Below are 17,752 nucleotides of genomic sequence, written 5' to 3'. Positions count from 1 at the left end.
CATGGATCTGGCGCTGTTTTATTATTTATTGCTGGGCTTTGCGGTGCTGATGTACGTGGTGCTGGACGGTTTCGACCTCGGCCTCGGCATCCTCTACCCCTGGTTCAGGAGCGAAGGCGAGCGCGATCACATGATGCGCTCCATCTCCCACGTGTGGGACGGTAACGAAACCTGGTTGGTCTTTGGCGGCGTGGTGCTGTTTGCCGCCTTTCCCGCCGCTTACGCGGGTATTCTTTCCACCATGTATACGCCGATCATCATCATGCTGATCGGGCTTATCTTTCGGGGTGTGGCGTTTGAATACCGCTTCAAGTCGCACCGCTCCAAGCCCTGGTGGGACAAGTCCTTCTTTCTCGGCTCTACCGTAGCCACCTTCTGCCAGGGCGCCATTCTCGGCGCCGTGGTGCAGGGCGTGGAAGCGGGTCAGCAGGGCGCGCTGGACTGGCTGACACCGTTCAGCGTGTTCACCGGTTTTGCGCTGATGGTGGCCTATGCGCTGCTGGCCTGCTGCTATCTGGTGATGAAAAGCCGGGGGCCGATCATGGCGCGCTCTGCTCATTTGGGGCGCAAGCTGGTGCTGACCATCATGGCGATTCTGGTGATCGTCAGCCTGTGGACCCTGTACGCCAACACCGAGGTAAGGGCGCGCTGGCTGGATGGCATCAATTTCCTGCTGTTGCTGCCGCTGCCCTTGCTCAGCGCTTTGCTCGGCTGGTTACTGTATCGGGATCTGGATGGTGAACCCCACGAGACCCGGCCCTTCTGGCTGGCGGTCGGACTGTTCGTGCTCGGTTTTGCCGGTCTGGTGGTGGGACTGTTCCCTTATCTTATTCCCCATCAACTGACCCTGTGGCAGGCCAGCGCGCCGGATTCCAGCCTCAAATTTCTGCTGCCGGGCATTCTTATCTTTCTGCCGCTGATCTGCGCCTATACCCTGTGGGGCTATCGCATTTTCTCCGGCAAGGTCGAGGATTTCGAAGAGGGTTACTGATGGCGAATCGTAAAAAGAGCTGGCTCTGGTTTGCCGTGCTTTATCTGGCCGGTGTGCTGGCCGTGACTCTGGTAGGCATGGCCATTAAACTGGCCCTCGGCATCTGATAAAAAAGGCTCCTTCGGGAGCCTTTTTCATTGTGGGTGACCGACGCGGTTCAAGATCAATAAAAGGTCTAAACATGCTCCACATGGAGCTTATAAACGGTTACAGTCCCCAATCAGTGCCGCTTACAACGGGTTCCATTTCGCCTCCATATTGCCGGATTTTTATGATCACTCCCCAGTTTCCCGAAAACGAAGCAGCCAGGTTGGCTCAACTTCATGAGTTGCAGTTGCTGGACTCGCCGTCCGAACCTGCTTTTGAACAGCTGGTCGAGCTGACGGCGCTGCTGTTGAAGGTTCCGATAGCATTGGTGTCACTGGTGGATAAAGATCGACAGTGGTTCAAGGCCCGAGTCGGCGTGGACAGCTGTGAAACCGGGCGGGATATTTCATTTTGTGGTCATGTGGTGGCCGATGGCGAGCCGCTGGTGGTGGAAGATGCCACGCTGGACCCCCGTTTTGCCGATAATCCGCTGGTAACCGGTGCGCCACATATTCGCTTTTATGCCGGTATTCCCTTGGTGCTGGAATCCGGGATGAGTCTGGGAACCCTGTGTGTCATCGATACTCGGTCGCGCCGTCTCGATGAGGATGAATGGCGACAACTGCAATTGCTGGCAAAACAGACCGAGCAATTGATTCAGCTGCATCAGCAACGGCAGCTGCTCGGCAACCAGTGCATGGTCAGCGATCATCGGCTGGCGCGTTACGAAGCCATTACCCAGGGGGCGGCAGCCGGCATAGTGCGGATTGACGGTCGAGGAATCATTCAGGAAATCAACGATTATGCCCTGAGCCTGCTCGGCTATCGGCGAGCGGAATTACTGGAAAAAAATGTCAGTGCTCTGATGCCGGAACAGTGGTCCGCCCATCACGATCAGTATTTGCACAATTATATCGAGAGCGGGCAGCCCAAGGTGATCGGCAAGGGACGTCGAGTGTCGGCGTTGCACAAGAGCGGTCATCAGGTGCCGGTGCATCTGGCGGTGGGTCGGGTGGTCGATTCGCATCAGCCTCGGCAAATGGAGTTTATCGGCATTCTGACCGATCTGACCGAAATGCATGAGGCGGAACAGCGCGAGCGGAGCGCGGCCCGCCAGCTGCAAAAGCAGCAGCGCCTGCTGAGCGTGTTGCACAAGGGACTGACCGACTACCATGCGCTGATGTCCGGCAACCGCTTGTGGAGCTTTCTGCAGGAAGCCCTGCGCGAGCTGACCGACAGTGACTATTCGCTGATTGGCGAAGTCTTGTCGGAACAGGGGCAACCCGAGCTGAAAATTCACGCTATTACTGACTTGTCCTGGAACGAGGAATCGCGCCAGTTGATGCAGAAACTGCAGGCGGGCGAGATGAAGCTGACCAACCCGCACAGCATGCTGGGCCAGGTGTTTGCCCAGGGCAATACCGTACTCAGCAACGGCATGGACAGTGACGAGCGCCGGGGTGGTTTTCCACCGGGTCATCCGCCGTTGCATAATTATCTGGGTGTCCCCATTCTCGACGAGGGCACCGTCATCGGTATGTATGCCATCGCCAATGGCGGTGAAGACTATGATCAGGATCTGGTGTCCTGGCTGGAGCCCTTTACCTCCACTTGCGCCCTGCTGATCAAGTTGTATCGCCAGCTAAACGAACGTGAGCAATTTACCGAGCAATTGCGTCAGGCGCGCGATCAGGCCGAGCAGGCCAGCCGCGCCAAGACCGATTTTCTGTCATCCATGAGCCACGAGCTGCGCACACCGCTTAATGCCATCATGGGCTTTGCCCAGCTGCTGCAGAGCAATAAACGCGCGTCGCTTGACGAACGGCAGTTGCGACAGGTGGAGCAGATTTACAAGAGTGGCAGCCATCTGCTCAATCTGATTAACGAAGTGCTGGATCTGGCGCGCATCGAAGCCGGTCGCATCAATATGTCGCTCGAAGCGATACAGCCGCGCGAAGTGATTGATGATGCCTGTGACACCCTGATGCCCATCGCCCGGCAACAGGGGGTGGCGCTGCATATTGATGCGGCGCTGAACCGCATGCCGGCGGTGCTGGCCGACTACACCCGGCTGAAACAGGTAATGATCAACCTGATTTCCAATGCTATCAAATATAACCGTTCCGAGGGGAAGGTCTATATTGGTTGCCGTCAGCACGCCGACCTATTGCGGGTCTCGGTACGAGACACGGGGCCGGGCATAGATCCCCTGTATCTGGAACAGCTGTTTCAGCCCTTCAATCGACTGGGGGCGGAAAATGGCGCCATTGAAGGCACCGGTGTCGGGCTGGCACTGACCAAGAGTATTCTCGAACAGATGGGAGGACGTATCGGGGTCGATAATCATCATGGTGAAGGGTGCGAGTTCTGGTTCTGCCTGCCGTTGGCGGTGTCTTCTTCGCGAAAGGCGGTGGCTGATCTGTACCAGGAACCCCAGGCCGAACCGGTTGCAGGGGCGCGGCGCACCGTGCTCTATGTGGAAGACAACCCGGCCAACCAGCGGCTGATGGCTGAAGTATTTGAAGAGCGGCCAGGCATGCAACTCGAGTGCGTGCACTCGGCCGAGCTGGCCTTTGAAATAGCCTGCTCGAACCCGCCGGATTTGATCCTGATGGACATCAGCCTGCCGGGCATGAGCGGGATTGAAGCGGCCGGGCTGTTCGGGCGCCATCCGCTGACCCGTACCATTCCCATCGTCGCCCTGTCGGCCAATGCCATGCCGGAAGACATCAAGCGTGCGAGCAAGGCCGGATTTCGGGATTATCTGACCAAACCCATCGATATACTCCGGCTGCTGAAGGTGCTGGATGACTTGCTGGAGCCTGTGGACTGATGCCAAAAATTCCTCTGGTTTACAAAGATGCCGATATTCTGGTGCTCGACGACAACCCGATTAACGTCGAATTGTTGGTCCAGCAGCTGGAAGACTATGGCTATCGGGGCGTACGGGGCGAAACCGACCCACGCCGACTCGAGGCGCTGCTGGAAGCCGGCATGCCCGACCTGTTGCTGCTCGATATTCACATGCCCCATATCAACGGCTATCAGGTGCTGGAGCGGTTGAAGACCCACTGGAAAAATCAGGCGCCGCCGGTGATTGTGCTCAGTGCCCAGACCGATCCCGATACACGTCTGCAGGCGCTGAATCTGGGGGCGCGGGATTTTTTGCCCAAGCCCTTCGACCGTTTCGAGGTGCTGCAGCGCATTCACAATACCCTGGAGCTGCATTTTCTGTTGCGTGAGCGCAGCAGTCGGGCCGAGCTGCTGGAAGAGCTGGTGAAGCAGCGTACCGCCGACCTGCATCGTTTGTCGCTGACCGACCCGCAGACCGAACTCCCCAACCGCCGTGGCCTGCTCGAGTGGCTGCAGCAGGGCCGCGAGGCGGTGGTGTACTTTATTGTGCTGGAGGGAATGGACGACATTGCCCGGGTGCACGGTTACGGGATAGCAGAAGCCCTGAGCCGAGCGGTGGGGGAGCGCCTGCAGCGGCTACCGGGATCGCTGCGTCGGCAACTGGGGGTGTGGGGCGGCAACGAATGGCTGCTGCTGGAGTTTGACGGCATCGGCGAGCAGGACATCGCTCGGCGAGCGAATGAACTGGTGGCGGTGGTCAGCCTGGCGTTTGAAGTCGAGCATCTGCTGTTGTACCTGAAAGTCCGCATCGGGGTCAGTCACAGCGGTTTTGCTCATCGGTCACCCGAGCACCTGGTGCGACTGGCCTCGATGGCGCTGCCGACCGAGCATAATTGCTGGCAATGCTATCAGCCGGTACTGGAGCAGGATCTGCTGGCTATTAACCGTCGCCGCCAGGCGCTGCATGCCGCGATAGATAATCAAGAACTGTTTCTGGTTTATCAGCCCAAGGTGAACCTGCACAGCGGTCGGGTAACCGGCGCCGAAGCCCTGCTGCGCTGGGTTCATCCCGAGCTGGGTTTTATCTCACCGGTGGACTTCATTCCCATTGCCGAAGCCAGTGGAGATATTCTGCGGCTGGGAGACTGGGTGATCGACACCGCCATCCGTCAGCTGGAATGCTGGCTGGAGCAGGAATCGGTGGCAGCGGACTTCAAGGTCGCGGTGAATGTGGCGGCATTGCAGCTGATGCAGCCCGGCTTTGCCGACCAGTTGATCACCCGGCTTCAGCAAAGCCGCCTGCCCAGAGGGGCGCTGGAAGTGGAGGTGACCGAGTCGGGTCTGATGCAGAACATGGAGCTGGCACTGAGTCAGTTGCAGCAATTGGCGGAGCAGGGCATTTCGATTGCCATCGATGACTTTGGTACCGGTTATTCTTCGCTGGCCTACCTCAAATTAATGCCGGTATCTGTGTTGAAGATCGACCGCGCCTTTATCGACGAGATGGATACCGATTGCCAGGACCGGCGGCTGGTGGAAACGGTGATCAACATGGCCCGTAACCTGGGCTGCGTCACGGTGGCGGAAGGCGTGGAGCGGGTCGAACATATCGACTTGCTCAGGGGCATGGGCTGCACCCTGGTGCAAGGCTACTGGTATTCTCCGCCGCTGAAGCCGGCGGCGTTTATTGCCTATACCCAACAGCACAATGCCATGAGGTGATTTTTGATATAAGTCTGTTACCAGCGGATATTTTATGGTCAAAATGAGCACTGGATAGCATCTCTGAGAGGGAAGTGTGATGGTGAAAGCAGCGTACAGACCGCTGATTGGTGTGGTGATGTGTCGGCAACAGCTGGGGCCGCACCCGGCGATGACGCTGCAGCAGAAATACCTTGATGCCCTGTTGGCTGCCGGTGCGCTGCCGTTTCCGCTGGCGCATGGATTGGTAGAAGACGAACAGAGTCTGACCCAGGCGCTGACCATGCTCGACGGCCTGCTGCTCACCGGCAGCTACAGTAACATGGAGCCGCATCATTACGGTGAAAGTGGCGATGAGCCCCACACAGATCCTGGTCGGGATCGACTCAGCCTGCAACTAATAGCGGCGTCACAAGCGCGGCAGATGCCGCTGCTCGGCATCTGCCGGGGCTTTCAGGAAATGGTGGTGGCCAGCGGGGGCCGCCTGCATCGTCGGCTGCACGAGACAAATCTGTTCGAGGAACACCGGGAAGACAAGACTTTGACTCTGGAACAGCAATACGGCCCTGCGCACAACATAATACCGAGTGACGGCGGCCTATTGAGTCGGCTGGCAGGTTCGGAGACACAGCAGGTTAACTCGTTACACATGCAGGGCACGAAACAGGTGGGGGAAGGTGCCCGGGTCGAGGCCACGGCGCCCGACGGTCTGGTGGAAGCCATCAGCCTGCTCGATCATCCCTTCGCCCTGGGGGTGCAGTGGCATCCGGAGTGGCAGAGCCGGAATAACTCCCTGTCTCGCGCCTTGTTTGATGGCTTTATTGCGGCCTGTCGCCGGTATCATGCCGGCAAGGGTAAGGATCGGCGCTAGTGCCGAGGTCGCTTGCTGCAACGAAACGGGGAGATCGTTATGGAACACAGAAACAAGGCCTATTGGCAGGCACAGGCGAAAGCGCTGACCATAGAGCACCGCTTGTTTATTGCCGGCGAATATCAGCAAGCCCGGGGCGGTGAAACCTTTAGCCGCATCAATCCGGCCACCGAGCGGCCGTTGGCCGAAGTGAGCCGGGCTCAGCAGGCGGATGTGGACGCCGCCGTGGCGGTGGCGCGTCTCAGCTTCGAGTCCGGCGTCTGGTCCGAGTCGGCCCCGAGCCGGCGCAAGGCGGTATTGCTGCGCCTGGCCGAGCTGATGGACGAGCACAAAGAAGAGCTGGCGCTGCTGGAAACCCTGGACACCGGCAAGCCGATTCGCCACAGCCTGCGCGATGATATTCCCGGTGCCGCCCGCGCCATTCGCTGGTATGCGGAAGCGGTGGACAAGGTCTACGGCGAAATCGCCCCTACCGACCCCGGCGCCCTGGCGCTGATCAGCCGCGAGCCCATCGGCGTGGTGGCGGCCATAGTGCCGTGGAACTTCCCGCTGTTGCTGGCCTGCTGGAAACTGGGCCCGGCGCTGGCGACGGGCAACTCGGTGATCCTCAAGCCCTCGGAAAAATCACCGCTCACCGCCATTCGTCTCGGCGCCCTGGCCAAAGAAGCCGGCCTGCCCGACGGCGTGCTCAACGTGCTGCCCGGCCTGGGGCACGAGGCGGGCAAGGCGCTGGCGCTGCATCAGGATGTGGACTGCCTGACCTTTACCGGCTCTACCGGGGTGGGGCGGCTGCTGATGGAGTATGCCGGTCAGTCGAACATGAAACGCATCTGGCTTGAAGCCGGCGGCAAGAGCGCCAACCTGGTGTTTGCCGATTGTCCGGATCTGGCCAGGGCGGCCAAGGCTTCCGCCGCCGGTATCTTCTACAACCAGGGGCAGGTGTGTATCGCCGGCACCCGGCTGCTGGTGGAGGAAAGCATCAAGGACGCCTTCATGGCCGAGCTGAAGAAAGCCGCCGCCGCCTTCAAGCCGATGGATCCGCTCGATCCCGAATCGATAATGGGCACACTTATCGACGCCGAACATCATGGCAGCGTGTGCCGTTACATCACCGAAGGGCTGGACGCCGGTGCCGTGCTGAGCCTGGACGGTCGCAGTCAGAACGGTAACTTCATGGGACCGACCGTGCTGGAGCAGGTTAATCCGCACATGACGGTGGCGAAGGAAGAAATCTTCGGCCCGGTACTGGCGGTCACCACCTTCACCGATGAGGAAGAAGCGCTGCGGCTGGCCAACGACAGCAAATACGGCCTGGGCGCCGGGGTCTGGACCTCGGATCTGCGTCGTGCGCATCGGTTGTCCCGCAAGCTCAAGGCCGGATCTGTATTCATCAATAACTACAACGACGGCGACATGACGGTGCCCTTCGGCGGCGTCAAGCAAAGCGGTAATGGCCGGGACAAATCGTTGCACGCGCTGGAAAAATTCACCGAACTCAAGACCACCTGGCTGTCGCTGGATTAAGCCCTCAGAGCGTCATCCTGACGAAAGCCAGGATCTTCTTGCAGAAAGATACCGGGTCAAGCCCGGTATGACCCCGTGATGGATACTGAGGTAGACACAGGAGGAATTTGTACATGCAGCATGTAAACAGCTATTACGCCGCCTCGGCCAACCAGCATGCGCCCTGGCCGCAACTGACCGACGACATTCGCTGCGATGTGTGTGTGGTCGGCGGCGGTTACACCGGGCTTTCTACCGCCCTGTTTCTGGTCGAGGCCGGGTTCGACGTGGTGCTGCTGGAAGCCAGTCGCATCGGCTATGGCGCCAGTGGCCGTAACGGCGGCCAAATCGTCAATTCCTATAGTCGGGATATCGGGGTGATCGAATCCCGTTATGGCCAGGATACCGCCCGCATGCTGGGCAGCATGATGTTCGAAGGGGGCGACATCATTCGCAGCCGCATCGAGCAGTACCAGATCGATTGCGATTTTCGCCCCGGCGGCATCTTCGCCGCTCTCAACAAGCGGCAGCTGGAAGCGCTGCGGGCGCAAAAAGCCGACTGGGAGCGTTACGGCCATCAGGATCTGGAGCTGCTGGATACCGAACAGGTGCGCAAAGAAATAGACACTCAAGCCTATGAGGGCGCGCTGCTCGATCACCGAGGTGGTCATATTCATCCGCTCAACCTGGCGCTGGGCGAAGCCGAAGCGATTCGCAAGCTTGGCGGGCGCATCTTCGAACAGTCGGCGGCCGTCGACATCAAACACGGAGATCCGGCGACGGTAGTGACCGCCAAGGGAAGAGTTGAAGCCAACTTCGTGGTGATGGCGGGCAACGCCTACCTCGGTAATCTGGATCCGAAACTGGCGGCCAAGGCCATGCCCTGTGGCAGTCAGGTGATCACCACAGAGCCGCTGAGCGAAGCGCAGGCGTCCAGCCTGATCCCCAATAATTACTGTGTGGAAGACTGTAACTACCTGCTGGATTACTTTCGCCTCAGCGGCGATCGCCGGCTGATCTACGGCGGTGGCGTGGTGTACGGCGCCCGGGATCCGGATGACATAGAGCGATTGGTAGTGCCCAAGTTGCTGCAAACCTTCCCCCAACTGAAGGGGGTGAAGATCGACTATCGCTGGAGCGGCAACTTCCTGCTGACCCTGTCGCGCCTGCCCCAGTTCGGGCGGCTGGAGCCCAACGTCTATTACATGCAGGGTTACAGCGGCCACGGGGTAACCTGTACCCACCTGGCGGGCCGATTGCTGGCAGAAGTGCTCAAGGGGCAGGCCGAGCGGTTCGAAGCCTTCGCCAGGCTGCCGCATCTGCCCTTCTTCGGCGGACGCCGCTTTCAGGTGCCGTTCACTGCCATGGGAGCCGCCTACTACAGCCTGCGCGACAAGCTGGGCGTGTGAAGAGTCGCCTGTCACACACAGAGTCACATCATGTCGCGTACAGGCGGTGTCATCCGGGTTATCTGCTGCACCGAGTAATAGAAGACGCATTTGTGGCTGAAAGTCGTTACAGTATTCACGTTTTTACTCTAATTCGTGGGTCGCAATCGGATGCACCCCTTTGCTCAGGGACGACGTTTCTCTTTTGAATGAGGCGTTTTGATGAACCGACTGACTTCCATCACATTGACTTCCGTGGTTGCCGTGACCGCGCTCAGCGGCTGTGCTGCACAACAGCAAGTGACCCAGCAGCATCAACTGACCGGGTCCCTGTCTTATCTGTCCCGTATTGCCTTGTCGCCGAACAGCGTGGCGGTGGTCACGGTGCGTGATAGCTCGGTGGCCGACGGTGCCGTTATCGGCGAGCAGCGTATCGACCTCGACGGCCAACCACTGCCGATTCCCTTTACCCTGGCAGTGAATACCCAAGACATGAACGGCGGGGCCTACAGCCTGAGCGCCGTTATCATGGAAGACGGCGAGACAAACTGGCGCAGTGCACCGGTTGGAGTGAGTGCTGAAGCGGGCATGACCGAGCTGGGTAATCTGGTATTGCGTCAGGTGAGCGAGCAGGGCGCGGTTACGCCGCTGCCGGGCAGTGAGTGGCAGGTGCGTAACCTCAACGGCGTGGCCGTTCCTGCCTCGTCCAGGGCGAGCCTGAATTTTGGTGATGATGGCCGCCTGTATGGGCAGGCCTTCTGCAACAGTTTCAACGGCAGTTACCAATTGCAGAGGGATCAGCTCAGCGTCGGCGATCTGGCCAGCACCATGATGCTGTGTACCCCGAAACAAATGGAGCGGGAGCGCATCATGCTGGATATTCTGGGTCAGAGCCGGCGTGTCGAGCAGCAGGGTGATGGTACTCTGCTGATCTTCGCCGCCGACGGTCGCGCCCTGACTGCCAATTGACAGCGACTGGCTTCCCGACCAAAAACGCCCGGCCTTGCGCCGGGCGTTTTTGTTTGTCGTTTGTGCAGTCCTCGTGACTAAAGATGTCGTAGGGTCGAATTTATTCGACCAACGAGCCTGGCACCGCAGCTACATCGGTCGAATAAATTCGACCCTACCATCGGCGCCCATTCATGCGGCGCAATCCGGCAGCACAGTGAGATCCAGATGCCGAGTCGTTTGAGCAAATATCAATTCAGCAGCAAATCGGTTCTGGCCGCCATGATGAAGTCGTTACGGTGCAGGCCCTTGATGGCGTGAGTCCACCAGGTGACGGTGACCTTGCCCCATTCCAGGGTGATGGTGGGGTGATGAAACTCGGTTTCGGCCAGCTCGGCCACCTTGTCGGCAAAGGCCCAGGCCAGTTTGAAATTCTTGAATTTGAATTCCCGCTCCAGTTGCAGCACGCCGTCACGGGCCATGGGTGCCCAGTCCGGCAGCTTTTGCATCAGCTCGGCCAGTTCGGCGTCGCTGACCTTGGGGGCATCGGCCCGGCAGGCTTCGCAGTGTTGTTGGGCAAGTTCGGTCATGTTTACTCCTTTAGCTGGCGTTTTGTTTGGCGGCAAAAGTGGGGGCAAACAGCCCCAGACGGCGGGCTTTTTTCACTTCGGCCATGATATCCATCTCGGCGATGGCAAAGAGATCGTCGATGGAGTCGAGTACATAATAGATGGGTTGCATGATATCGATACGGTAAGGGGTGCGCAGCACATCCAGTATCTCGAAGGGGCGGAATTCGGGAATGTCCGATTCGAACACATGACGGGTTTCACCCGGCGAAGACAGGATGCCGCCGCCGTAGATACGGCGTCCGCTCGGGGTGTTGAGCAGGCCGAATTCCACGGTAAACCAGTACAAGCGTGCCAGAAACCCTCTATCCCGGGGGCTGGCATCGCGCCCCAGTTGGCCGTAGATATGGGTGAAGCGGGCAAAGGCCGGGTTGGTGAGCAGGGCGCAGTGGCCGAACAGCTCGTGAAAGATATCCGGCTCCTGTAGGTAGTCCAGCTCTTTCCGGCTGCGAATAAAGGTGGCCACCGGGAAACGCCGGTTGGCCAGCAGTTCGAAGAAGCGATCGAAGGAGATCAGCGCCGGCACCCGGCTCACCTGCCAGCCGGTGGCTGGGCTCAGCACCCGGTTAATGTCGTCCAGCTGGGGAATGCGGTCATGAGGCAGTGCCAGCCGGGCCAGACCGGCCACGTATTCGTCGCAGGCCCGGCCCTCCACGCACGCCAGCTGGCGTGCGATCAGAGTATGCCAGATGGCATTTTCTTCGTCGCTGTAATGGATAACACCATCAGCGTCCGGTTTGCGGGCCACATACTGGGTCGCATTCATCGGGCATTCCCACCTTTCAATCAATCTCAGTCTCTAATGTAGAGAGACGGCGAACGATTGAGAAGGGCAGCACCCGGGCCGGGTTTACAGTTGATGTAATTATAAGTTTACGGTTTGCTTATGGGTCATAAATAAACGTATGGAATAAAGCGGCAACAGGGTTGCCTCCTCCGACACGCTGCAAGCACATCCTTGTGACGCTCAGCAAATGCCATCCCTGCATTTGACGGTCGGCTGAGGCAATTCCTGCTGCCTCTTATTGACGTCCGAATTAGCTGTTGACATCACAAACAGGCGACGCCGGAGCATCAAGGAAGACAAAGGGATCTGCTCAGCCGACCTTCTGTTTCAGGGATGAAACAGAGAGCGCCCATGGATGGGTCTACAGCGAGTCGGCGGAGCGGGCCCTTTGGCCGAGGTGTCGCTTTAGCTGAATACACAGGCTCGGGTTTGTGACCAACAGACAGCGTTACAGTATGTGACTATTTGACTGTGGCCAGATCGACGTCGAACACCTGCGCCAGGTAGGCCAGATAGCCGGGATCTTCGCACATGGCCTTGCCCGGGCTGTCCGACAGTTTGGCCACCGCCTGACCGTTACAGCTGATCATCTTGATCACCATGTTGATGGGCGAATGACTCATGAGATCGTTGGTCAGGTGAGTACCGATACCGAAGGCCGGACGACACTGATGCCGAAAACGCCGGTACAGATCCAGGGCGCTGTGCATGGTCAGGCCATCGCTGTAGACCAGGGTTTTGCTGCGCGGGTCTATGTTCATGCGGCGATAGTGGGCCAGCGCTTTTTCGGTCCATTCCACCGGGTCGCCCGAGTCCTGGCGCAGGCCATCGAACAGCTTGGCGAAGTAAAGATCGAAGTCGCGCAGAAAGGCGTCCATGCCCACCACATCGGTCAGGGCAATGCCGAGCCGGCCCCGGTATTCGTGCACCCAGGCTTCCAGTGCCATCTTCTGACTGTCGATAAGCCGCGGCCCCAGCGCCTGAAAGGCTTGCATGAACTCATGGGCCAGGGTGCCGACCGGCTTGAGCCCCAGTCGCCGGGCCAGATCCAGGTTGCTGGTGCCGGCAAACTGCAGCGGTAACTGCCGGGCGAGTTGTGTCACCACCTCTTGTTGCCAGGCGCGGGAATAGCGGCGGCGGGTACCGAAGTCGGAAAAGCGGAAATCGTCGTTATCGCTGCCGTCTTGCACCAGGCTGATTTTATCCTGCAGTCGCGCTCTGGCTGCCGCCAGGTCGGTGCCGGCAGCATGGCGCCGGCAATAGACCTCGCTGATGATCGCCAGCAGCGGCACCTCAAACAGTATGGTGTGCAGCCAGGGTCCCTTGATGCTCAATTCCAGCTCACCCTGATGGCAACTCAACTGGATAAAGCGCCGATCCAGCCGGAACAGGCGCAGAAAGTGAATGAAATCGGACTTGATGTAGTCGAGCCGGCCCAGATAGGCGAGCTCGTCTTCGGTCAGCCGCAACTGACAAAGATGCTCGATTTCGGCTGCTATCTCTTCGACGCAGTCGCCGAAATCGAGGTCGGCATTACGGCTGCGAAAGCGGTATTCCACCTCGGCAGCCGGATACTGATGCAACACCGTCTGCATCATGGTGAACTTGTACAGATCGGTGTCGAGCAGCGAGCGAATCACGGGCTCAGTCATCGGCTTGCTCCAGCTGACGGCTGTCGTGCACGAAGTGGGCACCGTGTTGTATCATCTCGGCAATGGCGTGGCGGCTGGACTCGTCGGCCACGCCGCGAATGGCGGAGCGGTTGACCACCACGTTGAAGCCGGCATCCAGCAGCTGCAGCACGGTATGACGCACGCAGTAGTCGGTGGCCAAGCCACCCACCAGCACGGTATTGATCTCTCGATCGCGCAGATATTCAATCATGCCGGTACTCATGTTTCCGGCCAAGTCGTGATAACAGGCGCCGTAGGGATGCATGTCCGGCTCCACACCTTTCCACACGAAAAAGTCATAATCGGCCGGGTGGGGCAGGCCGTCCAGCAGTTCAAAACCGCGGGTGCCGGGCACCGCATGACGGGGCCAGCGAATGTCCATGTTGGCGCCCTCTATGGGGCTGAACGGCGGTTGCTTGTCGCTACTGACCCACAGCGCCCGGGGCGAGTGGGCATCCTTGGAACCCAGGCGCCGGTCGGCAAAGGCGGCCTGGCGATTAAGCTCATCGGCAATGGTATCGCCGCCGGGGACCGGCAGCTCGTCCGGGCAGCTGGGGGTAAAGGTATATTGAGCGTCTACATCCAGGCTGGCGACCCGGTTTTTGGCGGGTAATTTCATACACCACCTCCTATGTTAAGTGTGGACCTTTGGCCCTTGTGGCGCGCTGTATTAGTATTGTTTTTGATTGAGTCTAGGGGGAATTTGGTTCAGTATCGCCCCATCTGGGGTATCTTCCCCGTTATCAGCCCAAAGGTGAACAACATGAGCGATAGCCACCAGCAAAATTACCAGCGTTTTCTCGATGAAGTCACAGCCAACCGGGTGATGTGGGGGCTGCGCTTCGGCGATGAGTGGGTCGTTTGCGACTCGTCCGAGTTTGAAGATACCGAAGTCATGCCGGTGTGGTCTACCGAGAATGAAGCAAAAGTGCAGTGTGTAGACGAATGGGCCGAGTACGAACCCTTTGAAATCACCCTGCCCGAGTTTCTTGAAGTCTGGGTAGAAGACATGTCGGAAGACGGTGTACGCATTGGTCCCAACTGGGACGCCGAGCTGGATGGCATCGAGCTGGACGTGCTGGAGCTGGTGAAAGCGCTGGCCTGATTGAAATACCCCTTGGGTTAACGGCCTGCCCGGCGCTGTCGGGCAGGCCGTTTTTATTTCTGCCGCCACCCGGATTGTCAGTCTGTCGCAGAATCTGGCTTAATAGTCAGCTGATACCCGTTCAGATAGAGGATCTGATGTCGCTCTTGTCTCCCTATGCCGCCTATCGGCAGGCCATTGAATCCGGTTTTAAGAATGACGTGGCCCAGCACGGCGCCGCCGAGTGCCTGGAACGCTGCTACCGGCAGTTGCAGGCCGGTGAGTCGAATATTTCCGGCGTCTATTTGTGGGGGCCGGTGGGACGAGGCAAGACCTGGCTGATGGACAGTTTCTACCAGAGTCTGACCGTGCCGGCGAAACGACAGCATTTTCATCATTTCATGCGCTGGGTACACAAGCGGCTGTTTCAACTGACCGGACAGGAAGACCCTCTCATCTTGCTGGCGCAGGAGCTGGCGGCCGAGGTAAGGGTGTTGTGTCTGGACGAGCTGTTTGTCAGCGATATCGGCGATGCCATGTTGCTGGGCCGCCTGCTGCAACAGCTGTTCGAGCAGGGTCTGGTGCTGGTGACCACCTCCAATCAGCCGCCCGACGGCCTCTATGCGGAAGGTTTCAATCGCGAGCGCTTTCTGCCGGCGGTGGCGGCCATCCATCATCATATGCAACTGGTGAGTGTGAACGGCGGTGAAGATCACCGGCTGCATCCGGGGCAACAACAACAGCGCTACTGGATAAAGCAGCCGCAGGCGCTGGCGGCGGTGTTTGCCGAGCTGGCCGCGGGTGAATGCAGTGCCGAGCCATTGCTGCTGGGCCATCGGCAGATACGCGTGGTGAATCGCGGTGGTGAGGTGCTCTGGTGTCGTTATCACGATTTGTGTGAACAACCGCTGGCGGCGCCGGACTTCATCGAATTGTGCGACCGCTTTCACCATATTCTGCTGGGCGAGGTGCCCAAACTCACCGGCAGCGGCCTGAAGGCGAATATCGCGCGTGGTACCGAAGATGGCATCAAGCAGGTGGCGGCGGGAGATCGCCAGCTACCCATGTTGACCCAGCAAGACGACGGCGTGCGCCGTTTTATCGCCCTGGTCGACGAATGCTACGACCGCGGTATTCCGCTTTATATCGACGCGGCGGTGCCGCTGCAGGAGTTATACACCGAGGGCGCATTGGCCTTTCCCTTTCGTCGCACCCTCAGCCGCTTGCAGGAGATGCAGTTGCAACGATTTGGCGAGTGATACCAATTTGAAGAAGCATCTGATCATTTTAACCCCGAGCTGAGAGGCAACGCAGCCGCCTCCCACGACACGAGTTGAGTACATATATGTAGGCTCGGGCATGCTGTCTGACCGCCAGAGATGGTGGGAATGCCGAAACGGCAGGAGCATTTTCCGGCTTTGGCATTTCACGGTCGTGGGTTCTGTTCTCTAGTTGCCTCTTTTCAATACGATGAAAGATATCTAAAGGCGATTGGACGCATATGGCGTCGGGGTCTAGATTTAAGTTTCGAACGTATCCTTTTCTGTGCACCCTGCGTCATCGCTCGAGGGGAACTTACACCTTATGCTGTCTCTTGCCCTTGCTGTAGAACATCTGCCACGAGAAGCAGCCCTATTAAGTGAGCCGGGTCTGTACTGGCTGTCGTTTACCAGGCGGGACGATATGTTGCTGCTGGCCGCCAGCCTGCTAACGGCGCTGCCTGCAAACCTGAAAACCACGCTGGTGTGTGCCGATGACGAGCAGGATGAATTGCTGGCCATGGTCCCGGATGAGGCTGGTCCTGATCAGATATCTCTCTTTTCTTTGGCTCCGGGCCGGCGTGGCGCCGATCTGAAATGGCTGACTGCCGAGCTGGGGCGAAGTGGTGTAAACACAGGGGTGCTGTTGCTGTTGCTGCCTGCAACCCGGGTACAGATGAAGGAGGGCAGGAAGAAGGCGTGGGCGCTGTCATTGCAGGCCTGGGCCAGCCGGCACGGACTCACCATGCTGGTGTTGTGCCATGGCCAGGAGCAGGTATTGCCGGCCACGCTGGCCGGACAGGTGAATGGTTTGTTGCGACTCGAGCGAAATGATAACAGCATCCAGTTGCGGGTTGATGGCTGGCGTAATGCCCTCGGGTTGCTGGCCGGTGTCGATTATGAACTCCTGCTGAAGGACGACCGGTTTGCCGTGCGCCCTGCCAGCGTGGCGCAGCATGACTCCGCTCATAACGAAAAAGGCGTGTTGATTCAGCGTGCGGCACTGGAGCATATGCCGGCACCGGCGGCCGACTGGCAGATAATGGAGCCAGAAGAGGATTTTTGGCTGCAGGCCATGACAGCGAGCGAAGGCACTCTGGTGGCTGCGGTCGAAAGCAACGAAGAGTTGACTGTTCTGTCCCAGCGCATTCATTCCCTGCGCCGTTTTCGCGGCCCCGGGCTCAGGCTGGCGATACGCAAACTGCACCCCTGCCTGCGGGAGGTGGAGCAGGAGCTGCTGTTGCAGTGTGGTGCCAACCTGGTGATCCCTTCCGGGGTGTCTCATGCCCAGTTTCTGTCTTTGCTGCGTTGCCTGCCGGGGCAACGCTGGCAACGGCCACCGGTCGGTGATATCGAGCAATTATTGCGACGTTATCAGCCCCCGGCTGCCAGCGGCTTGCTGAGCCCGAGGGAGTTTTACCGTTACGTCGATGGGGTGTTCCGGGCTGCCAGTGGAGAAATCCCCCATCAGTTGCTGGCCTTTCCCCTGCGCCTGGGCCTGAATGCAGAATTATGCCTGAGCCAGCTCAATCTGCGCCGGCAGGGCGATCTGGCCTGTTTGCTGGACGACTGCTGTTATCTGTTTTTGTTTTCCTGTCCGGACGAGGCAAGGGAGGCAGCCCTGGCCAATGCCTTTCATTTGCCCTGGCAGGAGCTGTTCAGCGAGTGTCGCCCCTTGTTCGATACGAAAATGCTGCCCAGGCAGCGGTTCGAGCAGGACCAGCAGAGACCGGCTCTGGCGTATGAAACGCCATCGGAGCCGGCTTTTGCCTCCAGGCAGCGTCATTTTGGCCGGCGTCCGTTTCACCTTAACGTCCGGGAGCAGTAAATGTATTCGGATCTGTGGTTATTGTTTTTGGTGAATGCCGCCTTGACGCTGCTCCTGTGGTGGGCACTGGCTTGTTGTGGACGTGAGCTGCTCGCCCTGTTGAGGCGGTGCCGGCCCAACCGTTATCTCAGGCACAGGGGCGTGCGGCGG

General features: G+C 59.0%; 14 protein-coding genes. 10 read left to right on the top strand and 4 right to left on the bottom strand.

The window, feature by feature from the left end:
- Window position 1 precedes the first annotated feature (1 nt).
- From cydB to Q0753_RS08330, 7 genes are all read left to right on the top strand, one after another.
- Entirely contained in the window at window positions 2–991 is a 990-nt protein-coding gene (gene cydB, locus Q0753_RS08360; RefSeq protein ID WP_298719394.1) for a cytochrome d ubiquinol oxidase subunit II, read from the top strand.
- A 271-nt stretch (window positions 992–1,262) separates the two neighbouring features.
- Window positions 1,263–3,911, top strand: a complete 2,649-nt coding sequence (locus Q0753_RS08355; RefSeq protein WP_298719392.1) for a GAF domain-containing protein — start codon at window positions 1,263–1,265, stop codon at window positions 3,909–3,911.
- The gene (locus Q0753_RS08350; RefSeq protein WP_298719390.1) at window positions 3,911–5,653 is read left to right on the top strand and encodes an EAL domain-containing protein; all 1,743 of its coding nucleotides are present in this window, start codon (window positions 3,911–3,913) and stop codon (window positions 5,651–5,653) included. The genes Q0753_RS08355 and Q0753_RS08350 overlap by 1 nt, the downstream gene beginning before the upstream one ends.
- A 79-nt stretch (window positions 5,654–5,732) precedes the next feature.
- Entirely contained in the window at window positions 5,733–6,503 is a 771-nt protein-coding gene (puuD, locus tag Q0753_RS08345; protein ID WP_298719389.1) for a gamma-glutamyl-gamma-aminobutyrate hydrolase, read from the top strand.
- A gap of 39 nt (window positions 6,504–6,542) precedes the next feature.
- On the top strand, window positions 6,543–8,027 hold the full coding sequence (gene puuC / locus Q0753_RS08340; protein ID WP_298719387.1) for an aldehyde dehydrogenase PuuC: 1,485 nt from the start codon (window positions 6,543–6,545) through the stop codon (window positions 8,025–8,027).
- 113 nt (window positions 8,028–8,140) lie between these two features.
- Entirely contained in the window at window positions 8,141–9,415 is a 1,275-nt protein-coding gene (locus tag Q0753_RS08335; RefSeq protein WP_298719385.1) for an FAD-binding oxidoreductase, read from the top strand.
- 201 nt (window positions 9,416–9,616) lie between these two features.
- Complete coding sequence (locus Q0753_RS08330) at window positions 9,617–10,363, top strand: META domain-containing protein (protein WP_298719383.1); 747 nt, start codon at window positions 9,617–9,619, stop codon at window positions 10,361–10,363.
- A gap of 230 nt (window positions 10,364–10,593) precedes the next feature.
- On the opposite strand, the gene Q0753_RS08325 is transcribed toward Q0753_RS08330, so the two are convergent.
- The 4 genes from Q0753_RS08325 to Q0753_RS08310 all read right to left on the bottom strand — a co-directional run bounded on the left by Q0753_RS08325 (window position 10,594) and on the right by Q0753_RS08310 (window position 14,050).
- Window positions 10,594–10,932: a 4a-hydroxytetrahydrobiopterin dehydratase gene (locus Q0753_RS08325; RefSeq protein ID WP_298719381.1), complete on the bottom strand. Its 339-nt coding sequence runs from the start codon at window positions 10,930–10,932 to the stop codon at window positions 10,594–10,596.
- 10 nt (window positions 10,933–10,942) lie between these two features.
- Window positions 10,943–11,737: a phenylalanine 4-monooxygenase gene (gene phhA / locus Q0753_RS08320; RefSeq protein ID WP_298719380.1), complete on the bottom strand. Its 795-nt coding sequence runs from the start codon at window positions 11,735–11,737 to the stop codon at window positions 10,943–10,945.
- Between the two features lie 482 nt (window positions 11,738–12,219).
- A complete protein-coding gene (gene pncB, locus Q0753_RS08315; protein ID WP_298719379.1) occupies window positions 12,220–13,410 on the bottom strand; it encodes a nicotinate phosphoribosyltransferase in 1,191 nt (396 codons plus the stop codon).
- The gene (locus Q0753_RS08310; protein ID WP_298719378.1) at window positions 13,403–14,050 is read right to left on the bottom strand and encodes an isochorismatase family protein; all 648 of its coding nucleotides are present in this window, start codon (window positions 14,048–14,050) and stop codon (window positions 13,403–13,405) included. The genes pncB and Q0753_RS08310 overlap by 8 nt, the downstream gene beginning before the upstream one ends.
- A gap of 144 nt (window positions 14,051–14,194) precedes the next feature.
- Here Q0753_RS08310 and Q0753_RS08305 point away from each other — a divergent pair, with 144 nt between their 5' ends.
- The 3 genes from Q0753_RS08305 to Q0753_RS08295 all read left to right on the top strand — a co-directional run bounded on the left by Q0753_RS08305 (window position 14,195) and on the right by Q0753_RS08295 (window position 17,602).
- A complete protein-coding gene (locus Q0753_RS08305; protein WP_298719376.1) occupies window positions 14,195–14,536 on the top strand; it encodes a DUF2750 domain-containing protein in 342 nt (113 codons plus the stop codon).
- A gap of 137 nt (window positions 14,537–14,673) precedes the next feature.
- A complete protein-coding gene (zapE, locus tag Q0753_RS08300; RefSeq protein ID WP_298719374.1) occupies window positions 14,674–15,774 on the top strand; it encodes a cell division protein ZapE in 1,101 nt (366 codons plus the stop codon).
- Window positions 15,775–16,099: 325 nt separating this feature from the next.
- The gene (locus Q0753_RS08295) at window positions 16,100–17,602 is read left to right on the top strand and encodes a BcsE family c-di-GMP-binding protein (RefSeq protein ID WP_298719372.1); all 1,503 of its coding nucleotides are present in this window, start codon (window positions 16,100–16,102) and stop codon (window positions 17,600–17,602) included.
- Window positions 17,603–17,752: the final 150 nt, after the last annotated feature.

Origin of the sequence: uncultured Oceanisphaera sp., assembly GCF_947495715.1 — a bacterium.
Lineage (GTDB): Bacteria > Pseudomonadota > Gammaproteobacteria > Enterobacterales > Aeromonadaceae > Oceanimonas > Oceanimonas sediminis.
The sequence above is the reverse complement of the archived record's forward strand: the minus strand, read 5'-3'. Positions and strand labels throughout refer to the sequence as shown.